Genomic DNA, 18,688 nt, shown 5'->3' on the forward strand with positions numbered 1-18,688 from the left:
GCCCCCATAACTAACCATCAACAATATTCAGATAAGCAGCCCACTTCTGAGGGGAGCGAATGAACCCAATGACCTTTCTTTCCCCATCAATAGCAGCAAAAAGATCCCTCTTAGGTGCAGTTATCTGATGTACAGCATAAGGACCACTTTGCCTCAAACCTAAAAGCGATGAAATCGGAAGGATCCGGACATCTTCAGTAGACTCAATCAATGATTGAATTTCATAAAAATAATAGCGCACCGTTTTGCGACAGAGACGAGCTGTTTTCGCAACTAGTGTGATACTAAGTGATTCCCCCTTATTTAATAGGTATCGACTGGCGTTTATAACGCGCTTTTTAGTTTTATCACGCCTTATTTGATGCGTTCTCGCCGCAGCTAAGCTCTGCCTTTGCTTAATGTCTAGGTCACTCGGCAGATCCATCACTCCCCGCTTAACATGCGAACAAGCGTAATACTTATCCCAAGTCCATCGAGTAACACTTTTAACCACGGACTCAACCTCGCTATGCCTCAAAGGTGTCTGAGTATCAAACGAATGGTTTTTGTATGCAGCAAAGTAACTGACACGACGTTTGAAATTTTCATAGCTTCCTTCCCTACGTTCGACCTTTACAATCGAATAGGCGTAGTGGCGAGCATACTCAAATAAAGTGCAATTACGAGAGTGAGACATGTCATCTAGATTTGAGGGTTCACGCCAATGCAAAGCCGTTTCAACTTCTACAGAGTCAGCTAACTCACCAAGCTCATAAACTTGGGAATGAAGCTCTGTTGTTTGCCACCATGGATGAAAAGGCGTCTTAGCCACTGGCCCTGAATACGCAAGATCAGCCTTGAGGCGCAAAGCCATTGCTTGATAAACAGCTTTAAGATATTGGATAGGTTTACTTCTCGCGTTGTCGCTAGTACAAACTGGAACAATCGCATAGTAAAGGTGGGCTTTGTTACTGTGCCGATTTCGGACAATGAGATTAGGAGCTGGTAACCCTTCATCTTGCCAAATGTAAGGGTTAGGGATTGCTTGGTCATCATGGTCAATGTCAAACACCAACCAAGAGAGCATATCTTTACGATTCACCTGCATATAAGGCCAGCGGACAGCATAATGCCTTGGTCGAACAAGCATAGCGGTTTTATTATCACTGCATCTAGACAGATACGGGGCTTCATCAAGCAAACGCTGAAACGAATTGCTCGTTGTTTTTAGAGGGAGCATGGCAACCTGCCTAAAGTTATTTAGTCATGGTTAGGAAGCAATTGATAACCTTCACAGGCATACACTAGCCAACACTATCAATAATCCCGACGCATACAGAGGTAACCTTCGATATTGGAATCGACTGTAGAAACAGGGTCATTATTAATGTTGAAGGGCTCAAGACTTAGAGAGGCTCTTCGCGTGAGAGCACCCTCTAGTTTCTATGGACAAGGAGACATGTCATCCTTTCGTCTCGCTTGCAAATGTCTTGAGAGCTATACCAGCTTGGTTGTGTATATCACGCCAGATCCGAATCAAGTTACTTTGACAGGCTTCCTGCCCTTCCACTTGGTTATCTCGATACTTAGCGATATTTAACGATGCTACGTTCTGAAGGTGGAGTGCTTCATCAACATTGGAGATAGGTATCTGAACGGTTAGATAACTCATGCGTTGCCCCCCATAACTTCTAAGCAATATTGTTCAAACTGGAACAACGCTTCATCATCGAAATGTCCAAGGTCTCTAAGAGTGAGCATTTCCACAAACAAGCTACGATTATTGAAATCCAAATAAGACCAATGATGAAGTTGAGGTTCGCACTTAGCATTTCCAGAACGATACCAACTGACAAATGAATGAGAGAAGAATACACGAGCGCGCTCTCCATCCATCGCGTCACGTATTTCAGCCAAAATGTCTGATTGAGGACGATGTACCTCGGGAGGAGACAGTTTCTTTGCAATAGCCTCAAGGTATTGCAGTATTGTTTGCTGCTCTTCCATACTGCTTTGCCTAAAGCGTTTTTGTATCTGCTCTATTGACTGATTCAATAAAAATAGTTCTAAACTTTCCATACTAACCTCCAAGTCATAGCACTAAGTGCGTATGTGAAAAACGTCCAATTGAATAACTCAACCTAAAGCGGTAATAGCTTCACGAGCCGCCATTTCATGCATAGCAACCATGTTGATCAGAGGCTTATCACGAGGTTTGTCTTTTGGCTTAATGATGACTCGACCTTCCGTCACGAACTGGCGGATAGTTCCCATAGGTAGGCCAGTGATGCGAGAGTACTCTTCGTAAGTCACATAAGGGCTTAGGGGTGGTATCTTGTAAGTTAACATGGTGATATCCTTATATTTATGTCTATCTTCATCGGTTGTCTTTAGCTTTGGTCGGCATGACAGTCAATTTTCGAGTACAATATTGATCAATTATTATGGATAGTCAACAAAAATTATCAACTTTTGAGTACCTAAAAGGCGAAGAGTTTACTCAAACCCTGAAGGCATCCTTGGGTTTATCCACGTTTGCTGAATTGGCTGATATAACAAATGTAAGCCGTCAAACAATTAGCACCTGGAATGCCCACAATAGGAATTCCCACGAGTTAGTCGTACGTATTCATTTGAGGACAGGAATACCTGTTCACGAACTAATTCTTCCGAAGGGTTACCCTCTAACGGATCTACATCATTCATTCTGGGGTGACAAAAAGACTGCTGAACCTATAGATGGTTCATCTAACCCAGAGTTTCAGAATCCTCAATTAGCTGTAGTAGTAGTGAAGAGCTTTTGCCTTTCAAATGGTCAACTTATCCCAACAGGTGAGATACCATATGCACAGCGAATATTTAACTCTTGGGATTTGAATGCTGCTAATACTTTAGAGATAGAAACCAACGAAGGTCGTTTTCTAGTAGACAAGAGACAGAATGATGCGGTTAATGGTGAGTATTTGCTTGATATGAACGGGCGTCTATCCATCAACCACATTCAACGATTACCAAACAAATTAGCAGTCGTGTTTGGCAACTCGACGGTTGAAGTATCAGAAGAAGATATAAAAGTGATTGGCCGCGTAGCGGTGGTGATGGAGAGAGTTTAGTGGAATTCCGCGCATTAAGAGCTCTACAGGGCGATGCATTTATAATAAAAGCTGGAGACAAAAGCATTCTTGTTGATGGAGGTATGCCGTCGACCTATGGTCAGATTGCTGACTGGCTTGATGATAACTTGCTGAATGCAGCGTTGATCACGCATGTTGATTACGACCATTTGGGTGGACTATTTAATTGGTTCACCGATAGAGACTCAGATCTTTCGTCGTGTGAGTTTTTTATGAACCACCCTGAGTTTCCGTGTGAGTACCAAGGTGAAGAAGTTGGGTATAAACATGGCCATAGTTTAAAAGACCTCTTGTCTAAGCGAGGTCTAAGCTTCCATCAGCTAACGACAAACCAAGAACTCAACTACGGTGACTTAAAAATCCTCGTTCTATCACCCGATGAAAGCGTAGTCGAAATGCTCTATAAAGACTGGGGTACAAACATTGTCTACGATGATGGTGTACTAAAGTACAAAAAGGCTCAAACGCAGTCGGGTGATATAATCAACAAATCATCGCTAATTCTACTGGTGTCATGTAATAACACCCAAATATTGATGCTTGGCGATTCACATTGTGACGTTGCATCAACATCTCTGAGAAACCAAGGCTATTCTATCGGTGCCCCTTTACCACTAGCGATGGTAAAACTCTCGCATCACGGTTCACAACATAATACAAGCGCAGAGTTACTTCAGTTGATCGATTGCGAAAACTACTACATCTCCACTAATGGCGGAAGATATGATCACCCAGATGAAGAAACAATCTTACTGTTACAGCAGCGAGCAGCTGAACTTAGTACATGTTTCAATGTTTATCTTAATTATGAAATTGCATTAGACATACAGAATAAGTGTAACTTTCCTCTCAACAATTTGAATTTCATCGAACAATGTTCAGTAGAGCTTAAATGAGTGTACTTTATAACAACAAAGAGAAGCTTCACGGCAAGATATACCAATACGAAAAATGCATCGGAAGTTGCGTGCCATTTGTTCATCAAGAAAGAGCATATGCGATAACATGCCATCACGTTCTTTTTGGTGGAAAGGAAACGACAGATCAGTTAGCTCTTGAAAACTTAACTGTAACCATAAATTCAATAAATTACCCATTACTGCGGATAGTTACAGCACACGAAGTCTCTTCTAAATGTGATGTTCTCATTGTTGAATTAACAGTCTCTAGCTCCGATAAGCTAAAAGGATTTGTGGATATTGTTTTGTCTACTAAAGTCGATGCGGAACATATCTTAAAACACAATCATGGACTCATCGTTTGCCACCCCAATGAAAATCAAATAGCAAAAGTACTACTTAACTCTCAAGCTCGAGACTGTGGAGAATACGATATTGAAAGTACCGTAGAAAAAGGTACATTTTACAATCTAGGTAAAGCGCGTGGTGGAGCAAAAGAGTATGCGGGAATCTCAGGTTCTGGTCTATTCATGTCTATTGGTGAAAAAACGTATCTTCTCGCGTTACTTTCCAAGCTACCAGATGGCTCTATTACAGAAACCGTAGTCCTAAAACGGCTGGATTCGATAGCGACAATGTTTGGAGAGTCGAAACTTTTTTTTGACATTGTCGAATTAACACGCGAGCCAACTGGAAAAGCAAAAGCTCCTTTAAAGGACGTATGTTTTGTCAACTATACAGAGCGTTCGAAGGACTACTATTACCCGAGATCTTGTGACTCAGAATTCAACGCGAATCTTGACGATAGCATGAATACTTGGCTTCATGGTGAGTCTGGCTCTGGGAAGACAGCCTTAGTCGCTAGAAACTTAATGCAAAGGAATGTACATCATATTGCCTGTGATCTAGAACCAATTACTATTGACTCTTGTGACAGTATTTTCCGCGGTATGATTGACGATATTACACAATTTACAGATATTGATGAAACTCCTGATAATTTAGACGTTAAATCAATATCCCAGTTTTTACAAAAGTGCCAATTTAAGGATAATACGGTAATAACCATTGATGAAATGAGTTGTACTCGCCCAGATATTATTGAGCAGTTCTGTCAAAAGGCCATGCTCTTAGTGAGGCACTATCAGAAGCTTGAACCTGACAAGAACATAGTTTTTGTCATATCAAGTATATTTGACCCTAAAGTTCATGGCTGTCACCGAGGTAAGCTAATCGAATCCTTTGATATTATTTGCTCAAATAACTGGTCAAATGATATTGAAAATTTATTGGATGTACAGAATGATGCGTTAGGCAACATGATATGTGAAAACGGTAAACAAATTATTTTAAAAAATTGCGATAACCTGCCTCGACTTCTGACAAAAATGGTCCAAAGAGTTTATCGTAGTAAAGACTTTTCTGTAGAGTCTATAACTCTCGTGGTTGAACGCGTAATTAGTGAGTACAAAGAGCATGAATAATAAAGTATTAAAAAATTATACAACGATACCACCACATCTCTATGTAGAACGCTCAGCAGATAAGCAGCTGAAATACATTATTGAAGATATGCAACGTCCTGGTTACGTCTTGGTCGCCAGGCAGATGGGTAAAACTAACCTCCTATTCAATGCCAGAAGAAACTTGGAATCAGACTCAAGGAAATTCGTTTATATCGATTTGTCGAATAACTTTGCTACAGAAAGAGAGTGCTATAATTTCATTGTAGAATCTATCTTAGATGTTTTAGATGATGAACTATGGGAAATTAGATCAGAAATTGAAAAAATTTCTGAACGCACTATTACTGATCATGTTTTTTATACTAAGTCATTGCTAAAAATACTGCGTCACTTAAATAAAGACCTTGTAATTATATTAGATGAAATCGATGCGCTAAGAACCTCAGAGTACTCAGATAGTATTTTTGCAGTTATTAGAAGTAATTATTTCACTCGAACTAACTTTCCAGAATTTGAAAGATTAACTTATATTTTATCAGGTGTAATAGAACCTAAAGACCTTATAAAAGATAGAAACAAGTCACCTTTTAATATTGGAGAAAAAATTTACCTTGATGATTTTTCATTTGATGAGTTTTGTGATTTTATAGATAAGAGTAAATTAAACATAGAAAATGAATTGAAAAATCATATTTTTTCTTGGACAAAAGGGAACCCTAGATTAACCTTTGATATTTGCTCAGACATAGAAAGCGTTCTTACAGAGAATAACTTTATAGATTGCAAATTAATTGATGAGCTAATAAAAGAAAAATATTTAATATCTTTTGACATAGCCCCCATAGATCATATAAGAGAGCTTGTATCTGACGATAAAGATATTCAAGATGCTATAATTAAACTGCAATCAAATGAAGAAAAATTAGATATTACAGACAAAGTGAAAAGTAAGCTTTATCTTTATGGCATAATATCTTCTGGTGATAAATATGGGTCCTTCCATATAAAGAATAAGATTATAAAAAAATCTTTGAGTTTATCATGGATCAAGTCGTTATCTGACAATACAGATTCAATTGTAAGAAAAGCAATACAGCTAATAGAAAAGTCATTAGATTATCATCAAGGTATAGAACTAATATCTTCAATAATAGATCAGATTGAACAAGATGATAGTACAGGGCTTTCTCTTGCATTATATTATTTAGGGTATGCTGAACATCGAGTCGGTGAATATGAAAGGTCAAATATTCATTTACTAGAGAAGCCATTTTCTAAAAATGCCTCACCAGTTATGCATTATAGAGCAAGGCTATTTGCTGGCATCAATTTCTTAATGCAAGATAACAAAGATGCTGGAAATGAACATCTACAGTACGTCGTAGATAATTATGAAAATACCGTTACTTGGTCTAACGCAGCTCTAATTTTGGCAAATAATAATCTGGGTAAAGAAGGTTCTATAAATCTATTAAAAAGAATTGTGGATACAACGGAAAAAACACAACCTGAAGTAGAATCTGAAACTGAAACTAGTAATAACTTAAGAATTATAAAGTCGTACGCTTTCTTCAGTCTAAGTTCTCAATATGAAAATAGCTTTGATAAGATAAAGTATCTAGAAGATGCGATTGAAATTGGTGTTCTAGAACATATACCTTACTTAATACTAGTGAGGAACGAAGCTAAGGGTGTAGATAGTGATGAAACAATTACGAATGTAACTGACTTTATTTTGAAAAACCACGTTAGATTTGGATCCTCAAATTTAGGTTTTTCCACTATAGATTATAGCTATGAATTTCATTTAAGTGTTGTAGCTGCAAACTTTATAAATAATAGATCTGAATTTAAAAAGTTAGTTGAATATTCAGTTAATGAACTCAACATCCATGAAGATGAGCTGTTCTTTGACATGGCAAGAATAATAGATGTCGCTTCGGAAAGAGCAAGAGCTCTTGAATTCTATTTTAAAAAAGCTTCTGAAACTCCCGATATCAAACTATATAGACTATATATAGCAAGCCATCTTGACTCTGATGATAGCGAGGTTACTTGCTATTGCCTTGATTATATCAAAGAAGTAATTAAATCAAAGCATATAATCAGGAGTGATATTGCTCCAATTTCTATGATAATAAGAGCGTCTATTGAACATCAAAATCCTGAAGATTTTGAAAACTCTCTAATAATGCTTGAGCCTATTCTTTTTGGTAGTAGCGAAGTTAACCACTATGACTCTAGCGTCTTATTTTATTGGATGTTTGAATATTATAACTTTTTAAAAAACAAAGAAAAGTCAAATAAATATGCAGTCGAAGCTCTGGAAAGGCTAACTGCACCTAAAGAAGACAAAACTGTGATTGATGAGGAAGGTGAAAAAATAATTAAAACCAGAATGATAAAGGTGCTTCACCGTAGGAATGCTTTGCCAACGGCTGTGCCAGTAAGGAAAAGATTAAGCTACGGCAGAAATGATAAAGTAACTGTTGTATACAAAACTGGCGATAAGAAAACTGATAAATTTAAGAAACTTGAAAATGATATAAAAATGGGTATGTGCGAAATCATAAATTAATTAGACCATTTTATGACGATTAGAAATATTAAAGATGGTTCAAAAAAGCCATGGTTATGTGAGTGCTATCCGCAAGGTCGAGCAGGTAAACGTGTTCGTAAACGCTTCGCCACCAAAGGCGAAGCCAATGCTTTTGAACTCCACCTCATGAAAGAGGTGGACGATAAACCTTGGCTTGGAGCAAAGCCCGATCACCGACGCCTGTCTGACTTGGTAGCGCTTTGGTTTAAGTTACATGGCAAGAACCTAAAATCCGGTGACCATTCTCGCTTGCGTTTAGAAATCATGGTTGCCGATCTCGATAATCCAATCGCTGCTCATCTGAATTCACAACAACTGGCATTGTACAGAGCCAACCGTTCGAACAAAGGGAGAGGCAAACAACACAAGGAATTGTCGATCGCCTCAAATAATACTGACTTTGGCTTGCTGAAGTCTGTGTTCAACAAGTTGATAAAGCTTGGTGAATGGAAACTACCTAATCCGGTGAATGGTATTGATGCCATCAAAAAGCCACAAACTGAATTGGCGTTTTTATCCGATCAGGAGATTCATCATCTATTCGAAGTAGCAAGGCAAAGCCCAGTTGGTGACGAGATAATTAAGGTATACAAGATTTGTTTATCAACAGGTGCTCGTGTCAGGGAAGCGATATTTCTAAAAGGCTCCAACTTAACGAAGTACCGAATCACGTATAGCAACACCAAAGGCAAACGCAACCGAACGGTACCCATTTCAGAAGACTTATATAACCAGATTTATAAGCCAACCAATGATCGCCTTTTTACTTGCAGTTACAGAGTTGTGTATAAATGGCTTAGGGTAGCATTGCCACACTTACCGGAAGGACAAGCAACTCACGTTCTACGCCATACCTTCGCAAGTCACTTTATGTCGAATGGCGGCAACATACTTGTTCTAAAGGAAATCCTCGGTCATAAGATGATTGACCACACTATGATTTACGCCCATTTCTCACCAAGCCATTTGAGTGATGCGGTGCGCTTCAACCCTCTCGTAAACCTCAATATCTAGCCGCCACAAATGGCGACAAAATGGCGACAGCCGTCATTAAACATTGGTATTTATCTGCATTCATCAGAACGATGATACTTTTCAAACACTAGAAATAGCAAGGGGTTGCTAGGTTTTACGAGGGTTATAGAAAGAATGGAACATAATAAAGCTTCAAGTTCATTCCACTAACCTAAAAAAGAAAAAGGAGCCAATGCGGCTCCTTTGTATTCTATCGCCAAATGTGAGTATTTACGAATTACTCAGCGTCACCTTCAACGCGTGCCGCAGCTTCTTTGATAAGAGGCTGAAGTTCACCTTTTTGGAACATTTCCAAAATGATGTCACAACCACCGATCAGCTCACCTTCAACCCACAGTTGTGGGAATGTAGGCCATTGAGCGTATTTTGGTAGCTCAGCGCGGATATCTGGGTTTTGTAGAATGTCTACGTAAGCGAACTTCTCACCACATGCCATTAGAGCTTGTGCTGCTTGAGAAGAGAAACCACAGCTAGGTAGTTTCGGTGATCCTTTCATGTACAGCAGGATTGCGTTTTCAGAGATCTGCTGTTTGATTTTATCGATAGTTTCCATCGCTTCCTCATTCATGGACGTGAACTTTAATTATTGCCACATTCTACTCAATAAACACAGAATAAAAACCATATAATTAGTAAGTCTTTACCCCTTTCCTCTTAAAATATTTTCATATCGGGGTTTTAATAAAGTAAAAACTTGCTAAAATACTTTTCAAGTCAGTCGTAACGACTACATATAAATAAAAACACTGGAAGCAATCGAAAGGTAACCCTTTCATATCTATGGAGAATCGAGCAATGGCATTTGAACTACCAGCTCTTCCTTACGCGAAAGACGCACTAGAACCACACATCTCTGCAGAGACTCTAGATTTCCACCACGGTAAGCACCACAACACTTACGTTGTCAAGCTAAACGGTCTTATCCCTGGTACTGAGTTCGAAGGCAAAACACTAGAAGAGATCATCAAGACTTCTACTGGTGGCGTATTTAACAACGCAGCACAGATCTGGAACCACACGTTCTACTGGCACTGCCTAGCGCCAAACGCGGGCGGCGAGCCAACTGGTGCAGTAGCTGATGCAATCAACGCTGCATTCGGTTCTTTCGAAGAATTCAAAGCGAAGTTCACTGACGCAGCAATCAACAACTTTGGTTCTTCATGGACTTGGTTAGTTAAGAAAGCTGACGGTTCTCTAGAAATCGTTAACACTTCTAACGCTGCTACACCTCTAACAGAAGAAGGTACGACTCCACTTCTAACTGTTGACCTGTGGGAACACGCGTACTACATCGATTACCGCAACGTACGTCCTGATTACATGAACGGCTTCTGGGCGCTTGTAAACTGGGATTTCGTAGCTGAGAACCTAGCGAAGTAATTAACTTCCCCCTAAGTTCAATTTAGTCATATTCAAAAAGCTCGCATTGTTGCGGGCTTTTTTATTACATCTCCAACCGATTTTTTCAATTAATCCCCTCTTTTTCCTAAAGTTCTTCTCTCCGTTGCCGCTAAAAGTGCATCAAGCGAGGAACATCATGCAAATCCATACTTTAGACAAAGCAGCAATCATCAACGAACTTCAGTTCGGTAATGGTATTAACCATGCCGTACACGAAGGTCGTCGCGCTGATTTCTCGTTGATTCTGTCTATGTTTTCTAACGATGTCCGCGATGTGGTTCCGGTTGAAGAAGTCCAAGAAGTGATCACCAGTGATGACATTCTTCGTCAACAATTCGGTTTATCTCAACCTCAGTCTCTACGTTCTGATAGCAGTAGCTATGAACTCGCAGCAGAACAAGCGAAACAGTTTCATGATGCTGGCTTGCCTTCGGCAAAACTGAGCCACTACCTAAAGCCTGATGCACTCACTTACCTTCCTGAAGACACATTTAATCTACCAGAAGAGGTTTATCACAACCTTTCAGGTCACGAACGCCGCAGCTTAGGTGAGCGCAACAAAACCCTTATTCCCGATGCTGGTTTGTACAATCAACTAGTGACGGCTCAACGTCATTACCAAATCCAAACTCAAGCATAACGTTTCACTTTTCCGCCAAGCGCTTACATTCCAAGCACGTCAGAAATGTGACACCTTACAAATTCCTAAACAATAATTGTCGCGCAAAAGCGTTAGTTTGAGCCTTTTCACACTGAGCTCAAATAAATTCATCCATGCTGATAGCACAAACCACTGATGTATTGTTTAACACAAGAAATTACAGTGAAGGTGCTATGGATATTAAAGACTCAATCATTCTCGTCACATCTGCAGGCTCTGTATTGGGCAGAACTTGCTCCAACCACTTTGCCCATCTTGGGGCAACGTTGGTACTTTGTGATCAGAACCCTAGTGCCTTGAAGGCAAGCTACGAGCAAATCAGTGCGTTTTCCGACAGGGTATACGCGATGAATGTGTGCAATGACAACACGACATCCATCAACTTATTGTTCGACCAAATAGAGTCGCAATTAGGTGCGACTCCCGATGTAATCGTAAACTGCTGGACCAGCTCACCAATGCCAAGCTTAATGGCTCCAGAGCCAATGAGTACCTACATTGACCACCTTTCTTCTGCGGCTCGCTTTCTCTATACCTATGGGCAAGTCAGTGCTGAACGATTCCGTTCGAGAGAGAAGAAAGGCGTGATCGTTAACGTTATCTCACATGACAACCATGAAGATCTCACTGGAGTAGAGAGCATGGCAGCACTGGTGTCTGGCTTTACTCACAGCTGGGCAAAAGAGCTGACCCCTTTCAATATTCGTGTGGGTGGCGTCATCCCATCAGTAAACCATACCAGCGAAGATCTAGACGAGCGACATTGGGCTCAGATCCAAGATGAGTTGGTAAGAAATACCGCCTACATTGTCGCAAATGAGTACTTTAGCGGACGCGTCGTCACGACCGAAGTCTAAGTAAACCTTCCTACCTAAATCCGCCACCTAACAGAGCCGTTGGTAATGTAAAGAACAAAAAAAGCCCCAGTCTTTCGACTGGGGCTTTGAGTTTTCCCGATTGTAAGTTTCGTGCTAGCGAAAACCTACTTCATAACTAACGTCGTACTTATGCGTTAGCTTTTTCTTTCTTAGCTTTTGGTGCTGCTTCTTTCGCTACTTGGTCTGCTTTCTTCTTGATAACAGTTGTACCTTCGAAAGTTTCGCCTTCAACGAATGCTTTACCGTAGTAAGAAGCCATTAGAACTTCTTTTAGCTCAGTGATTAGAGGGTAACGAGGGTTAGCACCTGTACACTGGTCATCGAACGCTTCAACAGCTAGTTCGTCTAGTTTCGCTACGAAGTCAGCTTCAGAAACACCTGCAGCTTGGATAGACATTGGGATGTCTAGGTCGCCTTTCAGCTCGTCCAACCATGCTAGTAGACGTTCAATCTTCTGAGCAGTACGGTCACCTTCTTGGCTTAGGCCTAGGTGGTCAGCAACCTCAGCGTAACGACGACGTGCTTGTGGACGGTCGTATTGAGAGAACGCAGTTTGTTTAGTTGGGTTGTCGTTCGCGTTGTAACGTACAACGTTCGAGATTAGTAGTGCGTTCGCTAGACCGTGAGGTAGGTGGAACTCAGCACCAATCTTGTGCGCCATTGAGTGACAAACACCTAGGAATGCGTTAGCAAACGCGATACCAGCGATCGTTGCCGCGTTGTGTACTTTCTCACGAGCGATTGGGTCGTTTGCACCGTTCGCGTAGCTTGAAGGTAGGTACTCTTTAAGCATCTTAAGCGCTTGTAGAGCTTGACCATCTGAGTACTCGTTCGCAAGAACAGATACGTAAGCTTCTAGAGCGTGAGTTACTGCATCGTAACCACCGAATGCTGTTAGAGACTTAGGCATGTTCATTACTAGGTTAGCATCAACGATAGCCATGTTTGGCGTGATTTCGTAGTCAGCTAGTGGGTACTTAGCACCTGTCTTGTCGTCTGTAACAACAGCGAATGGAGTAACTTCTGAACCAGTACCTGAAGTTGTAGTGATACATACAAGCTCAGCTTTCTTACCCATTTTAGGGAACTTGTAGATACGTTTACGGATGTCCATAAAGCGCATTGCTAGTTCAGCGAAGTGAGTTTCTGGGTGCTCGTACATTACCCACATGATCTTCGCAGCATCCATTGGTGAACCACCACCTAGAGCTAGGATTACGTCAGGTTGGAAGCTCTTCATTGCTTCTGCACCTTTCTCAACAACAGATAGTGTTGGATCCGCTTCTACGTCGAAGAATGTTTGAACTTCGATGCCTTGCTCTTTAAGCAGTTTAACTACTTCATCAGCGTAACCGTTGTTGAATAGGAAACGGTCAGTTACTAGGAATGCGCGTTTCTTACCTTCTAGGTCGCTCATTGCGATTGGAAGGCTACCACGACGGAAGTAGATAGACTTAGGTAGTTTGTGCCACAACATGTTTTCAGCTCGCTTAGCTACAGTTTTCTTGTTGATAAGGTGCTTAGGACCTACGTTCTCAGAGATAGAGTTACCACCCCAAGAACCACAACCTAGAGTTAGAGAAGGTGCTACGTTGAAGTTGTAAAGGTCACCGATACCACCGTGAGTAGTCGGGATGTTTACAAGGATACGTGCAGTCTTCATCTTGTCACCGAAGTAACGGATGCGGTCTGCGTTTACGTCTTGGTTAGTGTAAAGACCAGATGTGTGACCGATACCACCGATTTCAACCATTGTTACCGCTTGAGCAACTGCATCTTCGAAGTTGTCAGCACGGAATAGACCTAGAGTTGGAGATAGTTTCTCGTGAGCGAACTCATCATCGTAAGAAACTTTACCTAGACCTTCACCTACAAGAACTTTTGTGTCAGCAGGAACTTTAACGCCAGCCATTTCAGCGATTGCTGGAGCAGGTTGACCTACAATTTTCGCGTTTAGTGCGCCGTCGATAAGAAGTACTTTACGTACTTTATCAGCGTCAGCTTTAGATAGAACGTGAGCTTTATGAGAAGCGAAACGCTCTTTCACTTCGTCGTAAACTTCGCTAACTACGATTGCAGCTTGCTCAGAAGCACATACTACGCCGTTATCGAAAGTTTTAGACATTAGGATAGAAGCAACAGCACGTTTGATGTCAGCTGTTTCATCGATAACTACAGGAACGTTACCTGCACCTACACCGATAGCTGGCTTACCAGAAGAGTAAGCTGCTTTAACCATGCCTGGACCACCAGTTGCAAGGATAAGAGCGATACCGTCGTGCTTCATAAGAGCGTTAGAAAGCTCTACAGATGGTTGGTCGATCCAACCGATGATGTCTTTTGGTGCACCAGCTGCTACTGCTGCATCTAGAACTAGTTTCGCCGCATCGTTAGTTGAGTTCTTCGCACGTGGGTGTGGCGAGAAGATGATGCCGTTACGAGTTTTTAGAGAGATTAGAGATTTGAAGATAGCAGTAGAAGTCGGGTTAGTCGTTGGAACGATACCACAGATGATACCTACAGGCTCAGCGATAGTCATTGTGCCTAGGTTGTCATCTTCTTCTAAGATGCCACATGTTTTTTCGTCTTTGTATTTGTTGTAGATAAATTCTGAAGCGAAGTGGTTTTTGATTACCTTATCTTCAACAATACCCATTCCAGATTCAGCAACTGCTTGTTGTGCTAGTGGGATACGAGCATGGTTAGCTGCAAGAGAAGCTGCGCGGAAGATTGCATCTACTTTCTCTTGAGAAAATGTTGCGAACTCTTCTTGTGCTGCTTTAACGCGTGCTACTAGAGCATCTAGTTCAGCTAAGTTAGTTACAGGCATGGTGGATCTCCTAAAATAATAAATATTAAAAACTTTTTAGTAAGGTTATTGTCTTTCGTTTTTACTGTTTATCAGCGACTTAACTAACAACCATCTTAGTAAATTGCTTTCAGGGCTGAGTATAATATTTCAGAGTGTGAAAAAAATTGACTTGGATCAGTTCTCACAACTGAAATACCCCCAAAGTAGTGGTTTACCACAACAAAACAACATAAACCATTGATAAACAAATAAATTAAACTTCATTTTTTATTGAGCAAAAAAGAAGCAAACGAACTAAAAACTAAAAGAAATAACAACAATCTGTAAAAAAGTTTCATTTTTAGCCAACAAAATTACATGTGGACCCTAATTTTTGTGCTACTGAGAGTATATCGAATACGTCTTATCTCTCTACAAACCACCTTTCTTTTTGTGAAAAATGTGCGAATGTTAACGTTTGTGTAAATCAGTATGCTCTCTCATCAATTTTCTACGTAACAATTCGTTTCCAGATTGAATACATTTTCTTCAATAATTAGTTTTTCTCACAAATACTAGCCCAAATACGTTAGTTTTTTTCATTTCTTCCTACCGCACTTTTGCCTTACATTACCGCCTAAAATTACCCCCTCTCTTTTTCACTATTGTGAACGTTTACGAGTAAGCAACATGCAGACTTTAGAGTTAGCTATTTTCCTACAGTTTTTCTTAGGTTTGGTCGCAGCAGTGAACCCTGTTGGTATCATGCCTGTGTTCGTATCACTAACCGGTCATATGACACCAGAAGAGAAAAATAAGACCGCCACGACAGCCAACGTTGCCGTTGCGATTATTTTGATCATTTCTCTTTTTGCTGGTCAGTTGTTGTTGGATATGTTCAGTATTTCTCTGGACTCTTTCCGTGTTGCGGGCGGTTTACTACTTCTGAGTATCGCGTTCTCGATGATGAGCGGTAAACTAGGTGAAGATAAGCAAAATAAACAAGAGAAGTCGGAATACGTAAGCCGCGAACAAATCGGTGTAGTACCGCTAGCGATGCCTTTGATGGCAGGACCAGGTGCAATCAGCTCAACCATTGTTTATGGCGCACGTTACCCAAGTGCACTCGACACGGTTGGTATTAGCGTTACGATCATGCTGTTTTGTTTTTGCTCTTGGTTGTTGTTCCGCTCTGCGCCTTTGATCGTTCGTTTCCTTGGTCAAACAGGCATCAACGTGATTACCCGTATTATGGGTCTAATCTTGGGCGCTCTTGGTATTGAGTTTATTGCTAACGGTTTAAGAAACCTATTCCCTGGTTTAGCCTAAATTTCATAACTTCTGGTATGATGTTGCAATCCGTTTCATTTTAACGCTGACAGTGCAACATCATGCCTCGCAAGTCTTTCAAGCATCATTTATACGTCATTATTTTCGGTACTCATACACGTGCTGGGCGTGCCTTCGATATCGCACTGATTATTGCGATCATTACTTCTCTCGTGGTTTTGATTCTAGAATCACTGCCATCGGTAATGACTGAATGGTCGCGAGAACTGCGTTACATTGAATACACCTTCACAGCCCTATTCACTATTGAGTATTTATTAAGACTGTACTGCTCTCCAAAACCTAAGTCTTATGCCACCAGCTTTTATGGTGTAGTTGATCTGTTAGCGATTCTGCCTACCTATTTAGCGATCTTCTTCCCTGGTGCTTCGTTTATGGGTGTAGTGCGATTACTACGTGTCATGCGTATCTTCCGCATCTTGAAATTGGTGCGCTACCTACAAGATTCCAACATATTGCTACGCTCTCTATTGATGGCGCGTCGTAAGATTCTTATCTTCTTTAGCACCGTAGGTATTCTGGTCACCATTTTCGGCGCACTGATTTTCGTTATTGAAGGTCCGCACAACGGCTTTACGAGTATTCCTAAAAGCATCTACTGGGCGATCGTAACGATTACCACTGTTGGGTATGGCGACATGGTGCCGCAAACTCACCTTGGGAAAGCCATCGCATCATTAACTATGCTGCTCGGTTATTCGATACTTGCGGTCCCAACCGGCATTATCACTGCAGAACTCAGTAATGAGATGAATGCGCACAAACAATTAGTAAAGTGCCCGAATTGTAATCGCTCTGGTCATGATTCAGATGCGATGCACTGTAAGCATTGTGGCAGTGAACTAGCAGATCCTGATAATCGCGTCGTGAGTGCGGACGAGGAAGAATAGACCAGGAATCGGCTTTCGATGCCTAAAGTGGAGCGCTCCCGAGTCTCAGGGCGTAATGCCTCCAACAAGAGATTCCCGACTGCGCTCCTTCGTCGCTTTCGGGAATGACGCGGCGTTAGTTTGGAGAACAATATCTCTCACTCTAAAGAACGAGGGCGCCAGCCCCTCTATTTGTCTCTCTTAATAAAGAACTTTCGCAAAGTACAGCCCGTTCCGTACTCCAGACTTACGATCAAAAAAGCCGATGAATTCACATCGGCTTTTATATAGCTTTTAGCTCTCAAGAAACGCAGTGTTCGTTCTTTTAAGCTTTCTCAGCAAGAATGATGCGTAGAGTACGGCGTAATGGCTCTGCTGCACCCCATAATAGCTGGTCACCGACAGTGAACGCATTTAGGAAATCATCGCCCATTGCCATTTTACGTAGACGACCAACAGGGATTGACAGGGTACCTGTTACTTTCGCAGGCGTAAGTTCTTGAGCCGTGATGTCGCGGTCATTCGGAATCACTTTTACCCAGTCGTTGTGCGTTGCGATGATTTCTTCGATTTCATCCATTGGCACATTTTGCTTAAGCTTGATAGTCAGTGCTTGAGAGTGACTACGCATTGCACCGATACGAACACACGTACCATCAATTGGCACTGGTGCATCTTGGAAACCAAGGATCTTGTTTGCTTCTACACCCGCTTTCCACTCTTCTTTACTTTGACCGTTGTCACGCTTGACGTCGATCCAAGGAATCAAAGAGCCGGCTAGTGGCACACCAAACTTATCGGTTGGGAATGAAGAGCTGCGCATGGTGTCGGCAACTTTTTTATCGATATCGAGAATTGAACTCGCTGGATTTGCTAGTTCAGAGCTTACTGAGTCGTTGATTACGCCCATCTGAGAAATCAGCTCACGCATGTTTTGCGCGCCTGCACCAGATGCCGCCTGGTACGTCATCGCACTCGTCCACTCGACAAGACCTTTCTCAAACAGACCGCCAAGACCCATAAGCATCAAGCTAACGGTACAGTTACCACCAACAAACGTGTTTGTACCACCGTGAATACCTTGTTGAATTTGTTTCAGGTTAACAGGGTCCAGCGTAATGATAGAGTCGTCGACCATACGAAGTGTCGAAGCAGCATCGATCCAGTAACCTTTCCAGCCAGCTTGACGAAGCGCTGGATAAACTTTCTCCGTATAACCACCACCTTGACACGTAATCACTGCATCAAGTTGTTTTAAACTGTCAATATCGAACGCATCTTGAAGTAAACCAGCTTCTTTACCTAAGTTTGGAGCTGGGATACCTATTTGAGACGTACTGTAGAAAACTGGCTCGATCAAATCGAAATCTTTCTCTTCAACCATACGTTGCATTAGGACTGAACCCACCATGCCGCGCCAACCAACTAAACCTACTCTCATCGCACTAACTCTCCATGTATATTTTTGAAACTTTCTCCATAGTTCAATTTTCGACACAAAATCTCAAGCCCTAATTTGCAAATAAACACAACTTTTTTAACGTTTACCGCGAATTTTTATAATCCAAGGTATTTTCTTCTCTTTTCTTATCGGTTCAGCACTAAAACCTACCGAGAAAACTGCCA

General features: G+C 41.3%; 17 protein-coding genes. 10 read left to right on the forward strand and 7 right to left on the reverse strand.

All coding sequences use genetic code 11. The features are described from left to right. Positions 1-10 precede the first annotated feature (10 nt). The 4 genes from OH463_RS20285 to OH463_RS20300 all read right to left on the reverse strand — a co-directional run bounded on the left by OH463_RS20285 (position 11) and on the right by OH463_RS20300 (position 2,328). Entirely contained in the window at positions 11-1,219 is a 1,209-nt protein-coding gene (locus OH463_RS20285; RefSeq protein ID WP_269992409.1) for a replication initiation protein, read from the reverse strand. Between the two features lie 222 nt (positions 1,220-1,441). Then, positions 1,442-1,651: a hypothetical protein gene (locus OH463_RS20290; protein WP_017819272.1), complete on the reverse strand. Its 210-nt coding sequence runs from the start codon at positions 1,649-1,651 to the stop codon at positions 1,442-1,444. Beyond that, positions 1,648-2,058, reverse strand: a complete 411-nt coding sequence (locus OH463_RS20295) for a hypothetical protein (protein ID WP_045419933.1) — start codon at positions 2,056-2,058, stop codon at positions 1,648-1,650. The genes OH463_RS20290 and OH463_RS20295 overlap by 4 nt, the downstream gene beginning before the upstream one ends. A 57-nt stretch (positions 2,059-2,115) precedes the next feature. Beyond that, entirely contained in the window at positions 2,116-2,328 is a 213-nt protein-coding gene (locus tag OH463_RS20300; RefSeq protein ID WP_005430833.1) for a hypothetical protein, read from the reverse strand. A 95-nt stretch (positions 2,329-2,423) separates the two neighbouring features. On the opposite strand from OH463_RS20300, the gene OH463_RS20305 reads away from it, so the two are divergent. Genes OH463_RS20305 through OH463_RS20325 form a run of 5 tightly spaced genes read left to right on the forward strand, consistent with a single transcriptional unit; the run spans position 2,424 to position 9,091 of the window. Continuing rightward, positions 2,424-3,092 (forward strand): helix-turn-helix domain-containing protein, encoded by a 669-nt coding sequence (locus OH463_RS20305; protein ID WP_269992415.1) that lies wholly within the window; start codon positions 2,424-2,426, stop codon positions 3,090-3,092. Beyond that, positions 3,092-4,009: a ComEC/Rec2 family competence protein gene (locus OH463_RS20310; RefSeq protein WP_269992417.1), complete on the forward strand. Its 918-nt coding sequence runs from the start codon at positions 3,092-3,094 to the stop codon at positions 4,007-4,009. The genes OH463_RS20305 and OH463_RS20310 overlap by 1 nt, the downstream gene beginning before the upstream one ends. Next, on the forward strand, positions 4,006-5,496 hold the full coding sequence (locus tag OH463_RS20315) for an ATP-binding protein (protein ID WP_269992419.1): 1,491 nt from the start codon (positions 4,006-4,008) through the stop codon (positions 5,494-5,496). Before OH463_RS20310 ends, OH463_RS20315 begins: the two co-directional genes overlap by 4 nt. Then, the gene (locus OH463_RS20320) at positions 5,489-8,056 is read left to right on the forward strand and encodes an AAA-like domain-containing protein (protein ID WP_269992421.1); all 2,568 of its coding nucleotides are present in this window, start codon (positions 5,489-5,491) and stop codon (positions 8,054-8,056) included. Before OH463_RS20315 ends, OH463_RS20320 begins: the two co-directional genes overlap by 8 nt. A gap of 12 nt (positions 8,057-8,068) precedes the next feature. Next, the gene (locus OH463_RS20325) at positions 8,069-9,091 is read left to right on the forward strand and encodes a phage integrase (protein WP_269992423.1); all 1,023 of its coding nucleotides are present in this window, start codon (positions 8,069-8,071) and stop codon (positions 9,089-9,091) included. A 238-nt stretch (positions 9,092-9,329) separates the two neighbouring features. On the opposite strand, the gene OH463_RS20330 is transcribed toward OH463_RS20325, so the two are convergent. Further along, on the reverse strand, positions 9,330-9,665 hold the full coding sequence (locus tag OH463_RS20330; protein WP_005444666.1) for a Grx4 family monothiol glutaredoxin: 336 nt from the start codon (positions 9,663-9,665) through the stop codon (positions 9,330-9,332). A 242-nt stretch (positions 9,666-9,907) separates the two neighbouring features. Between OH463_RS20330 and sodB the strand changes: the two genes are divergently transcribed. From sodB to OH463_RS20345, 3 genes are all read left to right on the forward strand, one after another. Next, entirely contained in the window at positions 9,908-10,492 is a 585-nt protein-coding gene (sodB, locus tag OH463_RS20335) for a superoxide dismutase [Fe] (protein ID WP_005444665.1), read from the forward strand. Between the two features lie 157 nt (positions 10,493-10,649). Beyond that, on the forward strand, positions 10,650-11,153 hold the full coding sequence (locus tag OH463_RS20340) for a VC2046/SO_2500 family protein (RefSeq protein WP_009698520.1): 504 nt from the start codon (positions 10,650-10,652) through the stop codon (positions 11,151-11,153). A 134-nt stretch (positions 11,154-11,287) separates the two neighbouring features. Continuing rightward, the gene (locus tag OH463_RS20345; RefSeq protein WP_017189356.1) at positions 11,288-12,031 is read left to right on the forward strand and encodes an SDR family oxidoreductase; all 744 of its coding nucleotides are present in this window, start codon (positions 11,288-11,290) and stop codon (positions 12,029-12,031) included. A 148-nt stretch (positions 12,032-12,179) separates the two neighbouring features. Here OH463_RS20345 and adhE read toward each other — a convergent pair whose 3' ends face one another. Further along, positions 12,180-14,882 (reverse strand): bifunctional acetaldehyde-CoA/alcohol dehydrogenase, encoded by a 2,703-nt coding sequence (gene adhE / locus OH463_RS20350; protein WP_005444662.1) that lies wholly within the window; start codon positions 14,880-14,882, stop codon positions 12,180-12,182. A gap of 651 nt (positions 14,883-15,533) precedes the next feature. Between adhE and OH463_RS20355 the strand changes: the two genes are divergently transcribed. Further along, positions 15,534-16,172: a YchE family NAAT transporter gene (locus tag OH463_RS20355; RefSeq protein WP_005444661.1), complete on the forward strand. Its 639-nt coding sequence runs from the start codon at positions 15,534-15,536 to the stop codon at positions 16,170-16,172. Between the two features lie 62 nt (positions 16,173-16,234). After that, the gene (locus tag OH463_RS20360) at positions 16,235-17,083 is read left to right on the forward strand and encodes an ion transporter (RefSeq protein ID WP_005444660.1); all 849 of its coding nucleotides are present in this window, start codon (positions 16,235-16,237) and stop codon (positions 17,081-17,083) included. A 304-nt stretch (positions 17,084-17,387) separates the two neighbouring features. On the opposite strand, the gene asd is transcribed toward OH463_RS20360, so the two are convergent. Then, on the reverse strand, positions 17,388-18,503 hold the full coding sequence (gene asd / locus OH463_RS20365) for an aspartate-semialdehyde dehydrogenase (protein ID WP_009698522.1): 1,116 nt from the start codon (positions 18,501-18,503) through the stop codon (positions 17,388-17,390). Positions 18,504-18,688: the final 185 nt, after the last annotated feature.

Source organism: Vibrio sp. NFR (assembly GCF_027587095.1).
In the GTDB taxonomy this organism is placed as follows: Bacteria; Pseudomonadota; Gammaproteobacteria; order Enterobacterales; family Vibrionaceae; genus Vibrio; species Vibrio harveyi.

Excerpts from the sequence above, each read along its gene's own strand:
- OH463_RS20285 (WP_269992409.1), bottom strand. The coding sequence starts at position 1,219 with ATGCTCCCTCTAAAAACAACGAGCAATTCGTTTCAGCGTTTGCTTGAT.
- OH463_RS20290 (WP_017819272.1), bottom strand. The coding sequence starts at position 1,651 with ATGAGTTATCTAACCGTTCAGATACCTATCTCCAATGTTGATGAAGCA.
- OH463_RS20295 (WP_045419933.1), bottom strand. The coding sequence starts at position 2,058 with ATGGAAAGTTTAGAACTATTTTTATTGAATCAGTCAATAGAGCAGATA.
- OH463_RS20300 (WP_005430833.1), bottom strand. The coding sequence starts at position 2,328 with ATGTTAACTTACAAGATACCACCCCTAAGCCCTTATGTGACTTACGAA.
- OH463_RS20305 (WP_269992415.1), top strand. The coding sequence starts at position 2,424 with ATGGATAGTCAACAAAAATTATCAACTTTTGAGTACCTAAAAGGCGAA.
- OH463_RS20315 (WP_269992419.1), top strand. The coding sequence starts at position 4,006 with ATGAGTGTACTTTATAACAACAAAGAGAAGCTTCACGGCAAGATATAC.
- OH463_RS20320 (WP_269992421.1), top strand. The coding sequence starts at position 5,489 with ATGAATAATAAAGTATTAAAAAATTATACAACGATACCACCACATCTC.
- OH463_RS20325 (WP_269992423.1), top strand. The coding sequence starts at position 8,069 with ATGACGATTAGAAATATTAAAGATGGTTCAAAAAAGCCATGGTTATGT.
- OH463_RS20330 (WP_005444666.1), bottom strand. The coding sequence starts at position 9,665 with ATGGAAACTATCGATAAAATCAAACAGCAGATCTCTGAAAACGCAATC.
- sodB (WP_005444665.1), top strand. The coding sequence starts at position 9,908 with ATGGCATTTGAACTACCAGCTCTTCCTTACGCGAAAGACGCACTAGAA.
- OH463_RS20340 (WP_009698520.1), top strand. The coding sequence starts at position 10,650 with ATGCAAATCCATACTTTAGACAAAGCAGCAATCATCAACGAACTTCAG.
- OH463_RS20345 (WP_017189356.1), top strand. The coding sequence starts at position 11,288 with ATGCTGATAGCACAAACCACTGATGTATTGTTTAACACAAGAAATTAC.
- adhE (WP_005444662.1), bottom strand. The coding sequence starts at position 14,882 with ATGCCTGTAACTAACTTAGCTGAACTAGATGCTCTAGTAGCACGCGTT.
- OH463_RS20355 (WP_005444661.1), top strand. The coding sequence starts at position 15,534 with ATGCAGACTTTAGAGTTAGCTATTTTCCTACAGTTTTTCTTAGGTTTG.
- OH463_RS20360 (WP_005444660.1), top strand. The coding sequence starts at position 16,235 with ATGCCTCGCAAGTCTTTCAAGCATCATTTATACGTCATTATTTTCGGT.
- asd (WP_009698522.1), bottom strand. The coding sequence starts at position 18,503 with ATGAGAGTAGGTTTAGTTGGTTGGCGCGGCATGGTGGGTTCAGTCCTA.